General features: G+C 60.1%; 10 protein-coding genes, 1 rRNA gene and 1 pseudogene. 5 read left to right on the top strand and 7 right to left on the bottom strand.

The window, feature by feature from the left end; all coding sequences use genetic code 11:
• Window positions 1–75 (top strand): 5S ribosomal RNA (gene rrf, locus AC3WQN_RS24825); the annotation flags it as partial.
• Window positions 76–165: 90 nt separating this feature from the next.
• Here rrf and AC3WQN_RS24820 read toward each other — a convergent pair.
• The 4 genes from AC3WQN_RS24820 to AC3WQN_RS24805 form a co-directional block, all read right to left on the bottom strand.
• Window positions 166–1,341, bottom strand: coding sequence for a PepSY-associated TM helix domain-containing protein (locus tag AC3WQN_RS24820; RefSeq protein ID WP_103402169.1), 1,176 nt, complete (start codon window positions 1,339–1,341; stop codon window positions 166–168).
• A gap of 71 nt (window positions 1,342–1,412) precedes the next feature.
• Complete coding sequence (locus AC3WQN_RS24815; RefSeq protein WP_103402168.1) at window positions 1,413–3,926, bottom strand: TonB-dependent siderophore receptor; 2,514 nt, start codon at window positions 3,924–3,926, stop codon at window positions 1,413–1,415.
• A gap of 84 nt (window positions 3,927–4,010) precedes the next feature.
• Window positions 4,011–5,018, bottom strand: a complete 1,008-nt coding sequence (locus tag AC3WQN_RS24810) for a FecR domain-containing protein (RefSeq protein WP_103402167.1) — start codon at window positions 5,016–5,018, stop codon at window positions 4,011–4,013.
• Window positions 5,011–5,523 carry a sigma-70 family RNA polymerase sigma factor gene (locus tag AC3WQN_RS24805; RefSeq protein WP_103402166.1) on the bottom strand — a complete coding sequence of 171 codons (513 nt, stop codon included), beginning with the start codon at window positions 5,521–5,523 and terminating at the stop codon, window positions 5,011–5,013. The genes AC3WQN_RS24810 and AC3WQN_RS24805 overlap by 8 nt, the downstream gene beginning before the upstream one ends.
• 247 nt (window positions 5,524–5,770) lie before the next feature.
• Here AC3WQN_RS24805 and AC3WQN_RS24800 point away from each other — a divergent pair.
• Together AC3WQN_RS24800 and AC3WQN_RS24795 are read left to right on the top strand one after the other, a co-directional pair.
• Window positions 5,771–6,862 (top strand): annotated as a pseudogene (locus AC3WQN_RS24800) (HAMP domain-containing protein); the annotation flags it as partial.
• Window positions 6,863–6,931: 69 nt separating this feature from the next.
• The gene (locus AC3WQN_RS24795) at window positions 6,932–7,717 is read left to right on the top strand and encodes a methyl-accepting chemotaxis protein (protein ID WP_371918533.1); all 786 of its coding nucleotides are present in this window, start codon (window positions 6,932–6,934) and stop codon (window positions 7,715–7,717) included.
• Between the two features lie 200 nt (window positions 7,718–7,917).
• On the opposite strand, the gene AC3WQN_RS24790 is transcribed toward AC3WQN_RS24795, so the two are convergent.
• A complete protein-coding gene (locus AC3WQN_RS24790; RefSeq protein WP_103402164.1) occupies window positions 7,918–8,628 on the bottom strand; it encodes a GntR family transcriptional regulator in 711 nt (236 codons plus the stop codon).
• A gap of 264 nt (window positions 8,629–8,892) precedes the next feature.
• Between AC3WQN_RS24790 and lapG the strand changes: the two genes are divergently transcribed.
• Window positions 8,893–9,585 (top strand): cysteine protease LapG, encoded by a 693-nt coding sequence (gene lapG, locus AC3WQN_RS24785; protein ID WP_103402171.1) that lies wholly within the window; start codon window positions 8,893–8,895, stop codon window positions 9,583–9,585.
• Between the two features lie 14 nt (window positions 9,586–9,599).
• Window positions 9,600–11,555, top strand: coding sequence for a cyclic di-GMP receptor LapD (gene lapD / locus AC3WQN_RS24780; protein ID WP_103402163.1), 1,956 nt, complete (start codon window positions 9,600–9,602; stop codon window positions 11,553–11,555).
• A gap of 39 nt (window positions 11,556–11,594) precedes the next feature.
• On the opposite strand, the gene AC3WQN_RS24775 is transcribed toward lapD, so the two are convergent.
• A complete protein-coding gene (locus tag AC3WQN_RS24775) occupies window positions 11,595–11,933 on the bottom strand; it encodes a tryptophan synthase subunit beta (protein WP_095083701.1) in 339 nt (112 codons plus the stop codon).
• 150 nt (window positions 11,934–12,083) lie between these two features.
• Window positions 12,084–17,509 (bottom strand): immunoglobulin-like domain-containing protein (locus AC3WQN_RS24770; RefSeq protein WP_492606963.1); only part of this gene is annotated, 5,426 nt, incomplete at its 5' end.

Genomic DNA, 17,509 nt, shown 5'->3' with positions numbered 1-17,509 from the left:
GAACTCAGCAGTGAAACGATGCATCGCCGATGGTAGTGTGGGGTTTCCCCATGTGAGAGTAGGTCATCGTCAAGATTGAATTCCGAAACCCCTGTCTGCTCACGCAGACAGGGGTTTTGTCGTTTCAGGAGTGGTTAAAAGCGTTATCGGTATCGACCGCAAGTCCTACGTCTTGCGTGCCTTGCTACTGCGCCGGGCCAGCAGCTTGCGCCACCAGATGTAGATCCCTGTGGCCGACAGCACCGCAATCATCAGGCCCAACAACGCGATGATCACCTGTCCGGTAAGGCCGATAATCCGTCCGCCATGTATCGGTAATTGCAGGCGATAGAAACGCTCTCCCAAGGTACCCTGGCCAGCGATTTCCTGGCCCAGCAAGCGCCCGTCGGTGCCGTGGAAGAACAACCAGGATTTACCCTGGGCGTCAGTGTCATGCTGACCAAACCCGGCCCCATAGAAGTTGTACTCGAAGCTGTAGTACAGCTCACCGATCGCCACCTTCAAACCTAGCCGCTCGCCTTCCTTCAACGCCAGTTCATACGCTTGCTGATAGCTCAGGCGGGTTACCCCCAATTGTTCGGCAGGCAAGCGCCCACGGGCTTCATAGACGCTCGGTTCAATGGGTGAAAACAGCGAGACGACAGGCTTGAACACCTGGCTGGGCAGGTTCATGGCGACGCTACTGATTGCAATGGGCAGCAACAATAGCCACAGCCATAGTCCACCTGCACGATGCAGGTCGAAATTCAGCCGATAAGCATGCCCGCCCTTGATCTTCCAGGCACTCGACCATTTCTTCCAGAAGGGTTTGCCCCGTGGAAGGGTCAGCCACAGCGCAATGAAACAATCGATCGCCCAGGCAATCGCCACCAGGCCCATCAACAGCAAACCCCAATTGTCGGGCAGGGTCAGGTTGTAATGAAACTCCAGAATGAAAGGGATGAGGTTCTCAGGCTCAAAGCAGCATTCCCCCCAGTTGCGATGCCCGGTTTGTTCACCACTCACGGGGTCCAGGTAAAACACCTGATTTGGTTCTTCGAAAGGCTTGCCCGTGATGGGGTTGTTGCGTGGCACTGCTGCGAGCAGCGCGGTGTGCCCCCCTTCATTCGGGTACTCCATGTACCAGACCTGAAGCTTGGGATGTTGCCCTTGCAACCGGTCGACCAGCGTGCCCGGAGGGAGCTGCATGCCTTCAGAGGAAGCCTCGTAGAACGTTGGATTCAGCCATTCATCCAGCTCATGATTGAACGCCAGAAGACTGCCGGTCAGGCCAGCCATCAACAGAAACAAGGCCGTGGCCAAACCGATGTAACGATGAAGCAGAACCCATACTGCACGCATGACATTTTCCCGCAGAGACGACAAAGCCAGCGTCTGAAACCAGACACTGGCTTTGAGGGAGTGACGAAGGATTAGAACTGGTAGCTCACCGTGGCGGCGACGTTACGTTCCTCACCCATGTAGCAGAAGCTCAGACTGGCGCAGGAAGCGATGTAGGATTCGTCGGTCAGGTTGTTGGCGTTCAGGCGCACATCCACCCCCTTCAGGCCCACTTTGCCCAGGTCGTAGCCAATCGACGCGTCGAATAGCGTGTAGGACGGCACCTTCATGGTGTTCTCGGCATCGGCCCAGCTGTAACCGACATACCGCACGCCACCGCCCAATCGCAGGCCGTCGAGCGCTCCGGCGTTGAACGCGTAGTCAGCCCAGAGCGAGGCCATGTGCCGTGGCGCCTGGGTCGGTGAGTTGCCCTTGTTCTCGATCACATCGGTGTCGGTGCTCAGGGTGCTGATCATCGACTTGGAGTACTCGATGTCGGTAAAGGTGTAACTGCCCAGTACTTTCAGGTTATCGGTCAGCTGCGTGTGGGCTTCCAGCTCCAGGCCCTGAGAGCGAACAGCCCCCACCGCGCGGTAGAAGTTTTCCTGCGGCAACTTGGTCGCCAGGTTCTCCTGGTCAATCCGGAACAGCGACGCGGTGAACAGGTTGTCCGTGCCTGGTGGCTGGTACTTCAGGCCGACTTCCCATTGGGTGCCGTCGGTGGGAGGCAGCGGGTTGCCAGCGCTGTCTGCGTAAGAGTTCGGGTTGAACGACTCGGAATAGCTGATGTACGGCGCAACGCCGTTATCAAACAGATACAGGGCACCGGCGCGGCCAGTCAGCTTGGTGCGTTTGTCGTTGACCTCGGTACCCACCGGGCGGTTGAACTCGGGCAAGCGGTTTTCTTCCGAGGTCTCCACCCAGTCCTGGCGCAGGCCCAGTGAGAACCGCCACTGATCCATTTCGATCAGGTCTTGCAGGTAGACACCGGTCTGCTCCAGGCGACGCAGGTAGCTCAGCGGATCGTAGTAGGTGATCTCGGCGTTGCCATAGACCGGGTCGAAGGCATTGATCGGTGCCACCGAGCCGCTGGTCCAGTCGACCACCGTTTTACGGCGCTGGTAATCGGCACCCATCAACACCGTGTGTTGGGTATTACCGGTCAGGAATTCGGCTTGCAGCATGTTATCGACGATGAACGCGTGGAGTTTTTCGTCACCACCGGTGTAGTAGCGGTTCAGCTCATTGCTGGTGGGTGTGGTCCAGCCATAGCCGTAGATCTGGTCGAGATTGACCTTGGAATCCAGGTACCGGAAGTTCTGGCGGGCCGTGAACACGTCATTGAAGCGGTGTTCGAACTGGTAGCCGATCGATTGCTGGTCGCGCTTGTAACCGTCCACGCTGGGTTCACCTTCAAAGAAGTGTTCCGAGATGCGCTGGCCGTTGCGCTGATGCAGGGCGCCGTCCGCTGGCATGCCGCTGTGATAGCCACCGTCGGGGTCGTGCTGCAGATAGGCTTGCAGGGTCAGCGACGTGTCGTCGGTGAAGTCGATGCTGAGGGTGGGGGCCAGTGCGTAGCGTTTCTCCTTGTTGTGATCGAACTGAGTGTCGGACTTGTCGGCAAGGCCGGTCAGTCGGTACGCAATACGCTTGTCGTCATCCACAGGGCCGCTGAAGTCAAAACCCATGCCCTGTTGGCCTTGGGTGCCGACCGTGGCTTGAACCTGATGATAGGCCTCGTACAGCGGCTTCTTGCTGGTGAGCGCTACCAGGCCGCCCGGTGAACTGCGCCCGTAAAGAACCGAAGAGGGGCCCTTGAGAATATCGACGCGCTCCAGGAAGTACGGGTCGATTTGCATGCTGCTGTAGGTGCCGCTATCGCCCATGGACTTCAAGCCGTCGAGGTAGATGTTATCCACCGAGCCGTCGTTGAATCCGCGCATGGCCACATAGTCATAGCGATGGGTGGCGCCATAGGGGTTGGTCAGCACGCCTGGGGTATAGCGCATGGTCTGGGATACGGTTTGCGCGCCCTGGTCATCCATTTGCTGGCGAGTGACCACGGACACGCTTTGCGAGGTTTCCAGCAATGCGGTGCTGGTCTTGGTCGCGACCTGGGAGTGAGTGGCGTTGTAGCCTTCCATGCTGCCCAGCGCATTACCGAGGGCGAAGCCCTTGATGTCGGTGGTTGGCAGCGACAGCGCTTCGGTCTCGGCCTGCTGATGCAACACATAGCTGCTGCCGTCCTGGCTGACGGCTTGCAAACCCGATCCGCTGAGCAAATGGCTCAAGGCTTGATCAGCCGAGTAATCACCTTGTACGCCAGGCGACTGGCGGCCCTGGGTAAGTTCGGGGGTGGTCGAGAGGGTGATCCCGGCCTGGCGCGCGAACTGATTGAGGACGTCGCTCAATGGCCCTGGAGCGATGTTGTAGCGGCGACTGGCGCTGGCAACGCTGTCATCGGCCGCCTGACCGAGTGCAGGCAGGGCACTGACCCCCAGCACGGTGGAGAGCAGGGCGGCACGAATGGCGTGGCGCAGCAGGCCACCGGAAGGGGTGTCGGTGACGCAGGAAAAGGGCGGCGGGCAGGTGGCGCGAACAGTCATCATGGGTTTCCGTTGGAGTCGCTGAAGGCAGATTGAAGTGCTTACTGTCTAAGCCGGACTCACGCTGAAAACCCGCCAAAGAAATCAGGCCTGTCGTTCCAGTGTCACCCACCAGCGTGTTCGGTAGCGCAATTGGACCGGGAGCGTGCGGGGCAGAATCGCCAGCAACTTGTCGGTGTCTTCCAGGCGGAATACACCGGACAGGCGCAAGTCGGCGATGCCCGATGCACAGGCCAGGTAACCGCGGCGATAGCGATTCACCTCCTTCAGGAAGTCCGCCAGGCGCATGTCCCGGGTGACAATCAGGCCATCGACCCAGGCGCCGGCCTCCATGGCCAGCGGCGGTGCCAGGGTCACGTGCTCCGGCGTGACCAGGTAGCTTTGCCCGGCCTGCACCAGGGTCGGGGTGCCGTCTGCCGAACGCGGCGCAAGTATGGCGACACTGCCGCGGGTGACGCTGAGGCGGGTGCAGTCGTTGTCCTGGCGTATCACAAAGCGTGCAACGCTGGCTTCGAACATCCCGTGATGACTTTGCACCCGCAGCGGCCGTTCGAATGCCTGCGGGGTGGCGCCACAGGTCACCATGATTTCGCCGCGGGCGAGTGTGATCAGCCGTTGTTGGGCCGTGAAGTCCAGATTGGCCGCACTGTCGGTGTTCAGTCTCAGGCGAGTGCCATCGGGCAGTTGATAACCGCGTCGCTCGCCGGTGGCGGTGGCGAAGTCGGCGTTCCACTGCTGCCAGCCGATCTGATCCTTGCCGAGCCACGCTGCCGTGCCTATCAACAGGGCGCCGGAGAGTAACTTCAGGGCCTGGCGCCGACCGAGGCGTTGCGCGCTGGTTTCCAGTGTGTGCAGGGCAACCTGTGTACCGGGTACCGCGCACAGGCTGGCGGTCAACTCCTGTTGCAGCGATTGCACCCGTTGCCAGGCCAGTTCGTGCTCAGGGTGTGCGGTGCGCCAATGCTCGCATTGCTGGTGCAACTTGAGATTGCCGGTGTTGTTACGCAGGCGCAGCAGCCAGCCGATCGCCTGCTTGACCACCCGATGGTCAGGGCTGCTGTGGGCGCGCAGGTTCATCGTGGCGTTATCCATGGGCGTCCGACTCAAAGCGCAGCACGTAGCAGTGATAGAGCGCATCGGCCACATGACGCTCCACCGAACGCAATGACAAACCCATCTGTTCGGCGATCTGCTTGTGGGTCAGGCCGTCACACTGCGCCAGGAGAAACGCCTTGCGCACTTTCGGTTTAAGGCCTTCAAGCATTCGTGCAATGCGCTCCAGCAGCTCAAGCACCAATGCCCGGGATTCGGCGCTGGGTGTTTGCGCTTCGGGCAGGTGGGCGATGGCGTCCAGATAAGCGCGTTCGATTTCTTCCCGACGCCAGTGGTCGATCACCAGGCCACGGGCAATGGTCCGCAGAAAGGCGCGAGGCGCCTTGAGTTCGAGTCGTTCGGTCCGTTGCAGCAAGCGGACGAAGGTGTCCTGCGCAAGGTCCGCGGCATCGGCGGCATTGCCCAGGCGACTGCGCAGCCATGTAGTGAGCCAACCGTGGTGGTGGCTGTAGAGCACCTGTACTGCAAACTCGGGAGAGGACATGAACGCGACAGCCTGGACGTCACAAATGATAATTAGTCGCATTGTCATCAAGGGTCGTGGTTTTTGCAACTGCCGCTAAATCAACGGCCTCGGCAAAGGCCAGGCCGAGCGCTCTGGAATGCCGTTTGGCGGCTTTTTTCAGCAATTGCCCGCGGTTTTGCACAAAAGCCTAAGTTTTCCCGTGGTGGTGCCGAAAGAGTAGGGGAGACATGCGTGCACCAATGTAGAGCAGGCCTCAGAGCGGCCTATGGCGTCACATGGAATGTTGCACTCGGAACGCATCCCCACTCATTGCATAAGAAGTCCCCCTGACATGAATCTCAAATTCAGCCATAAAATCCTTTTGGCCGCTTCGGGCGTAGTGGTACTGGCGTTTGCCCTGTTCACTTTGTACAACGACTATCTGCAGCGAAACACCATCCAGCAAAACCTCGACGCCTCGGTCCAGCAAGCGGGCGCGCTGACGGCCAGCAGTGTGCAAAACTGGCTGGGTGGCCGGATCCTGGTGCTGGAAAACCTGGCCCAGAACGTCGCGCACCAAGGTGCCAACGCCGACTTTGCAGGATTGGTTGATCAACCGGCCTTCACGTCCAATTTCCAGTTCACGTATGTCGGTCAGGTAAACGGTGTGTTTACCCAGCGTCCTGACGCCAAAATGCCCGAGGGCTATGATCCGCGTCAGCGCCCTTGGTACAAGCAAGCGGTCGCCGCCGACACAACCATGCTCACGCCGCCTTACATGGCCGCCGTTGGCGGACTGGTGGTCACCATCGCCATGCCGGTGAAAAAGAACGGTGAAATGCTGGGCGTGGTTGGCGGTGACCTGAGCCTGGCGACCCTGGTGAACATCATCAATGCGGTGGACTTCGGCGGCATCGGGCATGCGTTCCTGGTCAGCGCTGACGGTCAGGTGATCGTCAGCCCGGACAAAGACCAGGTGATGAAAAACCTCAAGGACATCTACCCTGGCGCCAATGTCCGCCTCGATAAAGGCAATCAGGCGGTGCTGTTCAACCAGCAGGAGCGCATCCTGTCCTTCACCCCGGTCAATGGCTTGCCGAACGCGCAGTGGTACATCGGCCTGTCGATCGACAGCGACAAGGCCTATGCACCGCTGGCTAAATTCCGCACCTCGGCACTGATTGCGATGTTTATCGCCGTGACGGCGATTGCCGTGCTGCTGAGCCTGTTGATTCAAGTGCTGATGCGCCCGCTGACCACCATGGGCCGTGCCATGCAGGACATCGCCCAGGGCGAGGGTGACCTGACCCGTCGTCTGACCGTGGAAAGCAAAGACGAATTCGGCGAGCTGGGTGGTGCGTTCAACCAGTTTGTGGAGCGGATCCACGCCTCGATCAGCGAAGTGTCTTCGGCCACGCGTCAGGTGCATGACCTGTCGCAACGGGTCATGGCCTCGTCAAACGCCTCGATCATCGGTTCCGATGAACAAAGCGCACGGACCAATAGCGTCGCGGCGGCCATCAATGAACTCGGGGCGGCGACCCAGGAAATCGCCCGCAACGCGGCGGACGCTTCGCAGCACGCCAGCGGTGCCAGCGAGCAGGCTGACGATGGCCGTCAGGTGGTGGAGCAAACCATTCTGGCGATGACCGAGCTGTCGCAGAAAATCAGCCTCTCGTGTACCCAGATCGAAACCCTGAACGCCAGCACCGACAACATCGGGCACATTCTCGATGTGATCAAGGGCATCTCCCAACAGACCAACCTGCTGGCGCTCAACGCGGCGATCGAAGCGGCGCGTGCCGGTGAGGCCGGACGCGGGTTTGCGGTGGTGGCCGATGAAGTGCGCAACCTGGCGCATCGCACCCAGGAATCGGCGGAAGAGATCCACAAGATGATCACTTCGTTGCAGGTCGGCTCGCGTGAGGCGGTATCGACCATGAACGCCAGCCAGGCTTCCAGCGAGGAGAGCGTCGAGGTGGCGAATCAGGCTGGTGCGCGCCTGGTCAGCGTGACGCAGCGGATCACCGAGATTGACGGCATGAACCAGTCGGTGGCGGCCGCGACGGAAGAGCAGACCGCAGTGGTGGAAACCCTCAATGTCGACATCAACCAGATCAACCTGCTGAACCAGCAAGGCGTGGCCAACCTCAATGAAACGCTGAAGGATTGCGATGCGTTGTCACTGCAGGCCAACCGCCTCAAGCAACTGGTGGACAGCTTCAAGATCTGATCCATGACCACAATGGGCACCTCAAGCGTGAATGCTGCCCAGTGGCGAGCGAGCTTGCTCGCGCTGGGCTGTGCAACAGCCCCAAAAAGGTCACCGCGCCGCTCTGAAAGATCGCAATCGCCTTCTGGAGCACCAGCCCGGCCCAACGGGAGCAAGCGCCCTCGCCACTGGGCAGCGTTCACTCGCTTTGAAGGTGCCGTTCAGGTCGACGTTGAGTTGCGCTGGGATTCAAGGCTGTTCAGGTAGCGGGTGATGACTTCAACGGCCCGGTTCAGATGGCTGGCAAGCTTCGCCACGCACAGTTCGATGTCCCGGGCTTGTGCGGCGCGCAGCAGCTCACGGTGGTCTTCCTGAGTGAGTTTGCCGAGCCCCATGGCTCCCAGGTTGAAGCGCAGAAAACGCTCTTCTTCCCACAGGCCGCTTTCGATCAGGCTCAGCAACCGGCGGTTGGGGGCCTTGCGGTACAGCGCCATGTGGAACAGACGATTGAGCCTGCCGATATCAGCGTAATCGGTGGCTGTTTCCAGATCCTGGATGTGACGGGCCGCCTCGGCAAAATCTTCTTCGTCGAGCAAGGGGATCGACAGGCGCAGGGCTTCGCATTCCAGCAGGATGCGCAGGGCGTAGGTCTCGGTCGCATCTCCTTCGATCAGTGGCGCCACGACGGCACCCTTGTGTGCCACGACGTGCAGCAGCGATTGCGCCTCGAGTTGACGCAGGGCTTCACGCACCGGCATGCGGCTGACGCCGAACAGGTCGGCCAGGTCTTGCTGGCGCAGCGCCGTACCGCAGGGCAAGCGGCCGTCAAGAATCGCCGAGCGCAGGGTTTCTTCGATCACCGAGCGCGCCAGATGGGCCGGAATCGGTCCGCTGACCGGGATGCTGCTTAATGGGTTGGGCTTCTGTGTCACGAAAACGCACCCTGATTGAGTAAACGTAAATATTGGATCCAATGCACACTAGTAACGGCTTGGTGAGTTGTCAAATTGGGGGGCAGACAATGCCGTTTTCGACCGTCTTATGCCACCGTTTTTGCCATCAGATGTCGCATTGTCAGTTACCGTATCCGCTCTTCCAAGTTTAGCGCGCCCGCAGTGATTGCATCGTGCCATTGTCTTTTGCCTGGCAAGGCTTCACCATCCATCGATTACCCAATGCCCTCCGGACTCACTGCATTGCTGGCACGTTTGGCTATTCCACGGACCTTGCGTTGGCTGTGCTCGGCACTGCTGATCGCCAGCGTCATGCTGGGCGCATTGCAAGCCGATTGGGACTTCTCGCTGATCAGTCGGCGCGCTGAATCGTTGTATGGCCCGTTAGGCGAGGGCAAGCAACGGATCGATGCCTGGCAGCACCTGCTGGCGACACAGCAACAAACCCCGGAGCTGGCCCAGCTCAAAGCGGTCAACCTGTTCTTCAACAAGCAGATGCGCTATGTGGAAGACATCGACCTGTGGCGCGAGGTCGACTATTGGGAAACGCCCGTCGAAGGCTTGTGGAAAGGCGCGGGGGACTGTGAGGACTATGCGATCGCCAAGTATTTCAGCCTGCGCCATCTCGGGGTTTCCAGTGACAAGCTACGCATCACCTACGTCAAGGCCCTGCGCCAGAACCGCGCGCACATGGTCTTGACCTATTATTCCAGCCCGGATGCGATGCCATTGGTGCTCGACAGCCTGATCGACGGGATTCAGCCGGCCAGCCAGCGCACCGATCTGCTGCCGGTCTACGCCTTCAACGCCGAAGGGATGTGGCTGCCCGGCGCCAAGGGCAACAAGAAAGTCGGCGATACCAAGCGCCTGTCCCGTTGGCAGGATGTGTTGAAAAAAATGCAGGCCGAAGGATTCCCGGCCGAGACGATTAACTAGGAGCACGCGCTCAGATGTCTTTGTTCAAACAGCTGTTGATCGCTATCTGTCTGTTCCTGGTGGTCGCCTTCAGTGGCAGCTTCATGGTCAGCCTGGAGAGCTCGCGCACCCAGTACGTCAATCAATTGCGCTCCCACGCGCAGGATGCGGCCACGGCGCTGGCGTTGTCGTTGACACCGAACATCGACGATCCGGCGATGGTCGAGTTGATGGTCAGCTCGATCTTCGACAGTGGTTATTACGCGAGCATCCGCGTGGTGGACCTCAAGACCGACACCGTCATCGTCGAGCGCAGCGGGGCGCCCGAGGTCAGTCAGGTGCCGGGTTGGTTCGTCCAACTGATCGGCCTTGAGCCGGCCGGTGGCGATGCCTTGGTCAGCCGTGGCTGGGAGCAGGCGGCCAGGGTCGAAGTGGTCAGCCATCCCATGTTCGCCGTGGCCAAGCTCTGGCAGAGCGCATTGGGTAGCCTGGGCTGGTTGTTGATCTGCGGTGCGATCAGCGCCGTGCTGGGGGCGTTGCTGCTGCGTCGACAGCTCAAGCCACTGGACTACATGGTCCAGCAATCCCATGCCATTGCCCGGCGCGAGTTCCTGAGCCTGCCTGAGCTGCCGCGCACGCCTGAATTGCGTCGTGTGGTGCAGGCGATGAACCAGATGGTCGAGAAGCTCAAGGCGTTGTTCCAGGAGCAGGCCGAACGCAGCGAAAAACTGCGGGTCGAGTCCTATCAGGACAACCTGACCGGGTTGGCCAACCGGCGTTATTTCGAGATGCAGCTGAACGCCCGGGTGAGCAATGCCGAGCAGGCCAGTTCAGGTTATCTGCTGCTGTTGCGGGTCAAGGACCTGGCCGGCCTGAACCAGCGCCTGGGCGGTCAACGCACCGATCAGTTGTTGCAGGCGGTCGGCGAGCAGCTGTCCCGGGAGTGTGCCAAGTACCCGGAAACCCAGAATCTGGTGACGCGTATTCGTGGCGGTGAGTTTGCCGTGCTGGCGCCGGGGCTCGTACGTGAAGAAGCGCTGCAGTTGGCGCATAACCTCGACAGTGCGCTAGCCAGCCTGCATGCCACCGGGGCGACAGACGTGGCGTCGGTGGCATCGATCGGGCTCGCCCCGTTCGCCCACGGCGACACACCGCTCACGGTGCTTGGCCTGGCCGACCAGGCGTTGTCACAGGCCGAAGCCGAGGGCGAGTCGAATTGGGCATGCCTGGATCACAACGCGGCAGCCATCGTTGGCGACGACCATCATGCCTGGCACACCTTGCTTGACCAGGCCTTGGCAGAGCAGCGCTTCGAGCTGTTTTTCCAGCCTGTCGTGGCCAGTCAGGACACGCAGGTAGTACTGCATTACAAAGTGCTCTCGCGTTTGCGCGACGAACAAGGCCAGACCATTCCCGCCGGACGTTTCCTGCCGTGGCTGGAGCGTTTTGGCTGGACCGCCCGGCTGGACCGCTTGATGCTTGAGCTGGTGCTCGAACAGATGGCCGGCCATCAGGACTCGCTGGCGTTGAACCTGTCGGGTGCGACCCTCGCGGATGCGCAGGCGCTGAACACGGTCTTCGACATCCTGCGTCAACATGCGGCGCTAGGGCCACGATTGACCCTGGAAATCGGCGAAGAGCAATTGCCCGATCAAGCCGTGCTTGAACAACTGACTCGTCGTCTGCATGAGCTGGGCTTCTCCTTGAGCCTGCAGCGTTTTGGCGGTCGGTTCAGCATGATCGGCAACCTGGCGCGACTGGGCCTGGCTTACCTGAAAATCGATGGCAGCTACACCCGCGCCATCGACCAGGAAAGTGACAAGCGTCTGTTCATCGAGGCCATCCAGCGCGCCGCCCATAGCATTGACCTGCCGTTGATTGCCGAGCGGGTAGAGACCGAAGGGGAGCTGCAGGTGATTCGCGAGATGGGTTTGTACGGCGTGCAAGGGCAGCTGTTTGGCGAACCAAGGCCCTGGCAGTCAGGCGTCTGAAGTGATCGCTCCCACGCGGGAGCGATCAATGCTTAGCCTTTAAATCAATCCGCTTTCGTCTTCATCAATCAGATGACTCAAGCCACCCAGCGCTTCACGTGCCTGGGTGCGGTCCATCAGCTTGGCTTGTGCGGCCGGCGGCAGGTCGGTGACGCGAATCACGCCCTTGCTGGTCAACACCTGAATCAGGTCGTCGAGTACCCGGATCATTTCCAGGTCGCTCTGTTTAAGCTGTTTTAGGCTGGTTTCCACCACTTCGTTGGCATACCAGGCCTGGATCTCGTGGTGGTCAGCGGGCAGTGTTTCCGTCGCCTCGGCGTAGGGCGCTGCCTCCACGCGCACCAGCAGACCCTGTGCATCGCGTTGCACGTAGAACATCGTGAATCCCTCATGAATGAACCCGCGTGGTGCTGTCGGCAGCATAGGCCAACGCAGGTGAGTATGCGGTGCTACGGCGAAATCGTCACCCGGTGGTCACAGACACAAACGTGAAGGGCCGCTCATTGCGAGCAGCCCTCCAGGGTTTGATCAGTTGTTGTGGTCGATCTTGATGGTTGGGTCGCTACCGGCGATCAGCGAGTTGATGCTCTGACCGGACCAGTTGTTGCCTTCCAGTTTGATCGTCACGTCGGCGTTGGCAATCCCGCCAGCGTTATTGAGCTTGCCTTCGGAGCTGACCTGCAGCGTCGACACACCTTCAACCGTGGTGATTTTCAGGAAGTTGTCGATGGTGCTGGCGCTTTCGCCCTGCAACAGATCACGCAGGTCGATGCGGTCGCCTTCGTTGGCCTTGAAGTCCTTGATCACGTCGTTACCGGTGTCGCCGGCCTTCCAGACGAAGGTGTCGGCACCCGAACCGCCAATCAGGATGTCATTGCCCGAACCGCCCAGCAGGATGTCATTGCCTTCACCGCCGAGCAGTGTGTCCTTGCCGGTACCACCGAGCAGGATGTCATTGCCCTTGCCACCATCGAGCACGTCGTCGCCACCCTGGCCGAAGATGATGTCGTTACCGGCACCGCCCAGCAGGTTGTCGATACCGTCACGCGCCCCGGACACATCGAACGCGTTGTAGTGCTCGGTGATGTACTGGTGCACGTTGCTGGCAGTGACTGTGCTGGCCTCCACACCGGTCTGCTGGCCCACGTAGGCCTGCATGGCCTGATAACCCTCACCGGCAATACCGTTGAAGCTCACCAGGTCGCCGAACAGGATGTCGTTGCCGTCACCACCATTGACCGTGTCGGCACCGGGCAGGGTCGCTTCGCTATGGCCCAGGATGGCGTTGGCCAGGTCCTTCGGATCGATGTTGGCTTGCGGCTTGCCATCGGTGTCGAACGGAATCAGGTCGGCCGGCTTGATGGTGTTATTCAGGCCGATCGCTTCGACCTGCGACAAACCACTGAGCAACAGGAAGCTGCTGTTGGAGTTACTGATCGTGCCACCATTGTTTTCGGTGGAGGAGATCTCATAGGTACCGTCACCCTGCGCCCGGATCGTGCCGAGGGTGTTTGACTTGTACCACTTGCCCGGCTCGTACTCCGTCCACTTGTTGACCTGGCCGTTGCGGTTGATCAACTCACGGCTCTCGCCACCCAGGGTGATATAGGCGGTATCGCCCAGTTTGTAGTTGTTGACGTTCAGGTAGTCATCCAGCGTGCCGTCGTTTTTGCTGGACGAGTAGTAGAAGTCAGCCACCACCGGGTTGGTCTGCTCGCGGTTCTGGAAAGAGTTTGGCTGACCGTCCGTGATGAAGTAAGTCAGATTGGTAGCGCCTGTATTGTCCTTGGCCTGAGCACTCTGGAACCAGTTGGCCGTGGTTTTGAACACGTCCTCGTAGTTGGTGCCACCGCCCGCCGCCATCGATTTGACGATGTCCTGCAGTTGCTCCAGCGCGCCCGTGTCATTCAGGTTGACCGACACGGTCTTGCTCACGCTGCTATCGAAGGTCGCCAGGAAGATGTTGACCGTCCCCGAGGTGTTCGCACCCAGGCTCTGCTTGAGGGTGCTGAACATCACGGCCAGCGAGTCCTTCGCGGCCCTGATCGAATTGTCCATACTGCCGGAGGTGTCGACCATGAACGCAATGTTGTAGTTCTTGCCCTGAACCACGTTCAGGCCACCGATGTCGGCAACGATGATGTCGTTGGCATCGGTGCCGAGGATGGTGTCATCCTGGGTCGTGCCGATCATCGGGTTGTACGTCGCCGGGTAAATCGTTACCGGAATCTGCGCCGTGCTTGTCGCCGAGCCACCCAGGCTTTCAGTGGAGGTCGAGGTCACGGTCAGGGTGAACTGGCCGTTGTAGTACGGCGGCGGGGTCAGTGTCAGGTTGGCCAGGTCCCAGCCGGTCACCAGCGCTGATCCATCGGTGCCCACGGTGTAGTTGTGGCCCGCGCCATCGCTGATGACCATGCCTTCAGGGAAGCCGCTGATGGTCACGTTCAGGCTTTCGGAGCCGTCGCGGTCGGTCAGCTCGGTGGTGATCTTCGACAGGTGGACGCTGCCGTTCTCCGCACCCTCATTGAGTTTGTAGCCTTCGTAGTAGCCTTCGCCATTGGTGCCGTGCAGATCGGAAACCGTCACGCCAGCGTTGATCAGATCGGCGACGTCCCTGTAGATCGGCACACCGGCAGTGCTCAGGTCCATGACCGGACCTGCCACCGAGCCGACGCTGACCTGCAGGTTGACGTCGTAGCTGCCCGCACCACTCTGGTTGTGGTGGTAGATGTCCAGGGTGTAGTAGCCGCTGGTGGTTGGCGTGAACGAACCATTGAGCGTGCCGCCATTGCCCCACAGGGCGCTGGCCACGTTTTTGCCGCCAATGGTCACCAACAGGCTGTCATCGCCGGTGCCGCTGAAGGTGTAGGTCTTGCCGGCTTCGAGGTAGATCAGGCCGGACGTTTTCGACGCAATACCGGCTGTCACGCTGCCATTGGATTGCACGTTGGTCACGGAGCTGCTGCTGTTCGGAGTACCGGCGGCATCGATCACTGATTTCAGGGTATCGGTTGGCGCACCGCTGCCCACACCGTTAAAGCCGGTGTTCAGAGCGGTCAAGCCGGTCCAGGTTTCCTTGATCAAACCCGTCGAGTTGACGTTGTTGCCCGCGATGTTCAGCGTTGGCGCATCGGCCACCGGGGTGATGTCGACTTTCAAGGTCGCTTCAGTGCCCTGGTTCGAGCCGTCGGTAGGCTTGAACTTGATCTGCGCATAGTCCGCCGCTTTGTTACCGACACCCGAGCCACCGTAACCGTCTGCACCCGACTCGTTGGCAGCTGGCACGAATGTCAGCTTGCCGAGGGCGATATCCGCCTGGCTGATGGTCTGGCCGACGGTGACCTTCACGCCGTTGAACATCAGGTCGCCACCGCCCGACAGTTGGGTGATGGTGATGCTCAGCGGGCTGTCGTTATCGACATCGCTGACCTTGAAGTTGTCCCAGGTCAGGGTGATGGTCGAGTCCTCGAGGCCGGTCACCGCACCGCCAGCGGACACTGGCGCATGGTCGTTATCGACAATGGTGGTGTCGACGTTGGACTTGTTCGGGTCGATCACCAGATTTTCGAAGTTACCACCGCTGACCGAGTCGATAGTGATCTTGAAGTTTTCGGACCCTTCGACCAACTTGTCATTGATGGTGTTGATGTCGAAAGCAACGCCATTGCTGTTGGCTGGGATCTTGACGGTGACGACACCGGAGAAGTCCACGCCATTGGTCGCCGTGCCGCTGTACTTCAGGGTGACGGTCACTTCGGTCTGAGCGGTGTTGCTCAGGTTCAGGGTGTAATGGGCCGTCTGGCCTTCGATCACCGAGGTGTCGCCACTGATGCCAACGGTGGTCTGGTCGCCATCGTCGGTGACGGTGGTGGTCAGCGTGGTGTCTTTCAGCGTCAGTTGTTCGAACTTGCCGTTGCCGCCACTGACGGACTCCAGCTTGTTGACCAGCGAAGGTTGGCCACCGGTAAACACGTCGTCGTTGACCGTGACAACCGCCGAGCCGGAGGTGCCATTGGCCGGTACGGTGATGGTGGTGCCGTCGCTGAGTTTGAAGGTCAGGGCCGCGTGGTTGTTGATCGGCAAGCCGGCCGCGTTGGTCAGGGTCACGGTGTAGGTGACCTGGCCGCCTTCGGTGACGGTGGTTTTATCCACAGACAGGGTGGCGATGACTTCGCTGATGGTGTCGTTGATCGCCACCGTCGCGGGAGTGTCGCTGATCACCAGGTTCTCGAACGTCTTACCGGCGACGGTGGCACCGCCAACGGTCAGGCTCAGGCTGCCGGCGTCTTTGTAGACATCTTCACCCTGGATCGGCGCGGTGTAAATGACCTGGGTCTGACCGGCAATGATCGTGACTTTACTGCCGTTGCTCAGGGTCACCTCAAGGTTGTCGGTCAGTGCCTTATCGATCTTGACGGTGAAGCTCGGTGCGGCGTTTTCCAGCACGTCACCGTTGCCCTGAATGCTCACGGTGACCTTGTCGCCCTGGCCGCTTGGCTCGTCGGTGACGGTGGTGGTCAGCGTGGTGTCTTTCAGCGTCAGCTGTTCAAACTTGCCGTTGCCGCCACTGACGGACTCCAGCTTGTTGACCAGCGAAGGTTGGCCACCGGTAAACACGTCGTCGTTGACCGTGACAACCGCCGAGCCGGAGGTGCCATTGGCCGGTACGGTGATGGTGGTGCCGTCGCTGAGCTTGAAGGTCAGGGCCTGGTGGTTGTTGATCGGCAGGCCGGCAGCGTTGGTCAGGGTCACGGTGTAGGTAACCGAACCGCCTTCGGTGACGGTGGTTTTATCCACGGTCAGGGTGGCGGTGACTTCGCTGATGGTGTCGCCGATGGTCACGGAGGCTTTGTCGCCGAGTACCAGGTTTTCGAAGGACTTGCCGTCGACTGCAGCGTCAGTAAGACCGACGTCGACGGTTTGACCGTCTTTGTAGACGTCGTCGCCCTGAGCCTTGAGCTCGTACGGAGTTTCGGTGGTGCCGGCCTTGATCACGACGGTGTCGCCGTTGCTCAGGGTCACGGTCAGGTCCTGCTTGAGGACCTGGTCGACCTTAACGGTGAATTTCGGTGCGGCGTTTTCCAGCACGTCGCCGTTGCTTTCGATGGTGACGGTGATCTGGTCACCTTCGCCGGGCGGTTGGTCGGTGATGGTGGTGGTGTATTCGTCCTGGCCGAGGGTCAGCTTCTCGAACTGCTCGGCGCCGCTGACGGATTCCAGCTTGTTGACCAGCGAAGGCTGACCGCCAGTGAAAATGTCATTGTTGGTGACGACCGTTGCGCTGCCGGTGGTGCTGTTGGCTGGCACGGTGATGGTGGTGCCATCGGAAAGCTTGAAGGTCAGCTCGCCGTGGTTGCTCATTGGCAGGCCAGCAGCATTGGTCAGGGTCACGGTGTAGGTGACCGAACCACCTTCGGTAACGGTGGTTTTATCCACGGTCAGGGTAGCGACTACTTCAGTCACTGTATCGCCGATGGTCACGGCAGCCTTGTCGCCGAGCACCAGGTTTTCGAAGGACTTGCCGTCAACGCTGGCGTCAGTCACGCCGACTTCAACGGTTTGGCCGTCTTTGTAGACGTCGTCGCCCTGTGCGTTCAGCTCATAAGGCACGCTGGTGGTGCCGGCCTTGATCACGACGGTATCGCCGTTGCTCAGGGTCACGGTCAGATCTTGCTTGAGAGCCTGATCCACTTTGACAGTGAACTTCGGTGCGGCATTTTCCAGCACGTCGCCGTTGCTTTCGATGGTGACGGTGATCTTGTCGCCTTCGTTGGCCGGATCGGTCGGATCGCCCGAACCAGGTTCGTCGGTCACGGACGTGGTCAGCGTGGTGTCATTCAGCGTCAGTTGTTCGAACTGCTCGGCACCGCTGACGGATTCCAGCTTGTTGACGATGGCTGGCTGGCCGCCGGTGAAGATGTCATCGTTGGCGGTAACGCTGGCAGTACCAGAAG

Source organism: Pseudomonas sp. FW300-N1A1 (genome assembly GCF_058789115.1).
The sequence above is the reverse complement of the archived record's forward strand: the minus strand, read 5'-3'. Positions and strand labels throughout refer to the sequence as shown.

What these genes read in the sequence shown, in the direction of transcription:
- AC3WQN_RS24820 (WP_103402169.1), bottom strand. Translation starts at nt 1,341, where the DNA reads ATGCGTGCAGTATGGGTTCTGCTTCATCGTTACATCGGTTTGGCCACG.
- AC3WQN_RS24815 (WP_103402168.1), bottom strand. Translation starts at nt 3,926, where the DNA reads ATGACTGTTCGCGCCACCTGCCCGCCGCCCTTTTCCTGCGTCACCGAC.
- AC3WQN_RS24810 (WP_103402167.1), bottom strand. Translation starts at nt 5,018, where the DNA reads ATGGATAACGCCACGATGAACCTGCGCGCCCACAGCAGCCCTGACCAT.
- AC3WQN_RS24805 (WP_103402166.1), bottom strand. Translation starts at nt 5,523, where the DNA reads ATGTCCTCTCCCGAGTTTGCAGTACAGGTGCTCTACAGCCACCACCAC.
- AC3WQN_RS24795 (WP_371918533.1), top strand. Translation starts at nt 6,932, where the DNA reads ATGGCCTCGTCAAACGCCTCGATCATCGGTTCCGATGAACAAAGCGCA.
- lapD (WP_103402163.1), top strand. Translation starts at nt 9,600, where the DNA reads ATGTCTTTGTTCAAACAGCTGTTGATCGCTATCTGTCTGTTCCTGGTG.
- AC3WQN_RS24775 (WP_095083701.1), bottom strand. Translation starts at nt 11,933, where the DNA reads ATGTTCTACGTGCAACGCGATGCACAGGGTCTGCTGGTGCGCGTGGAG.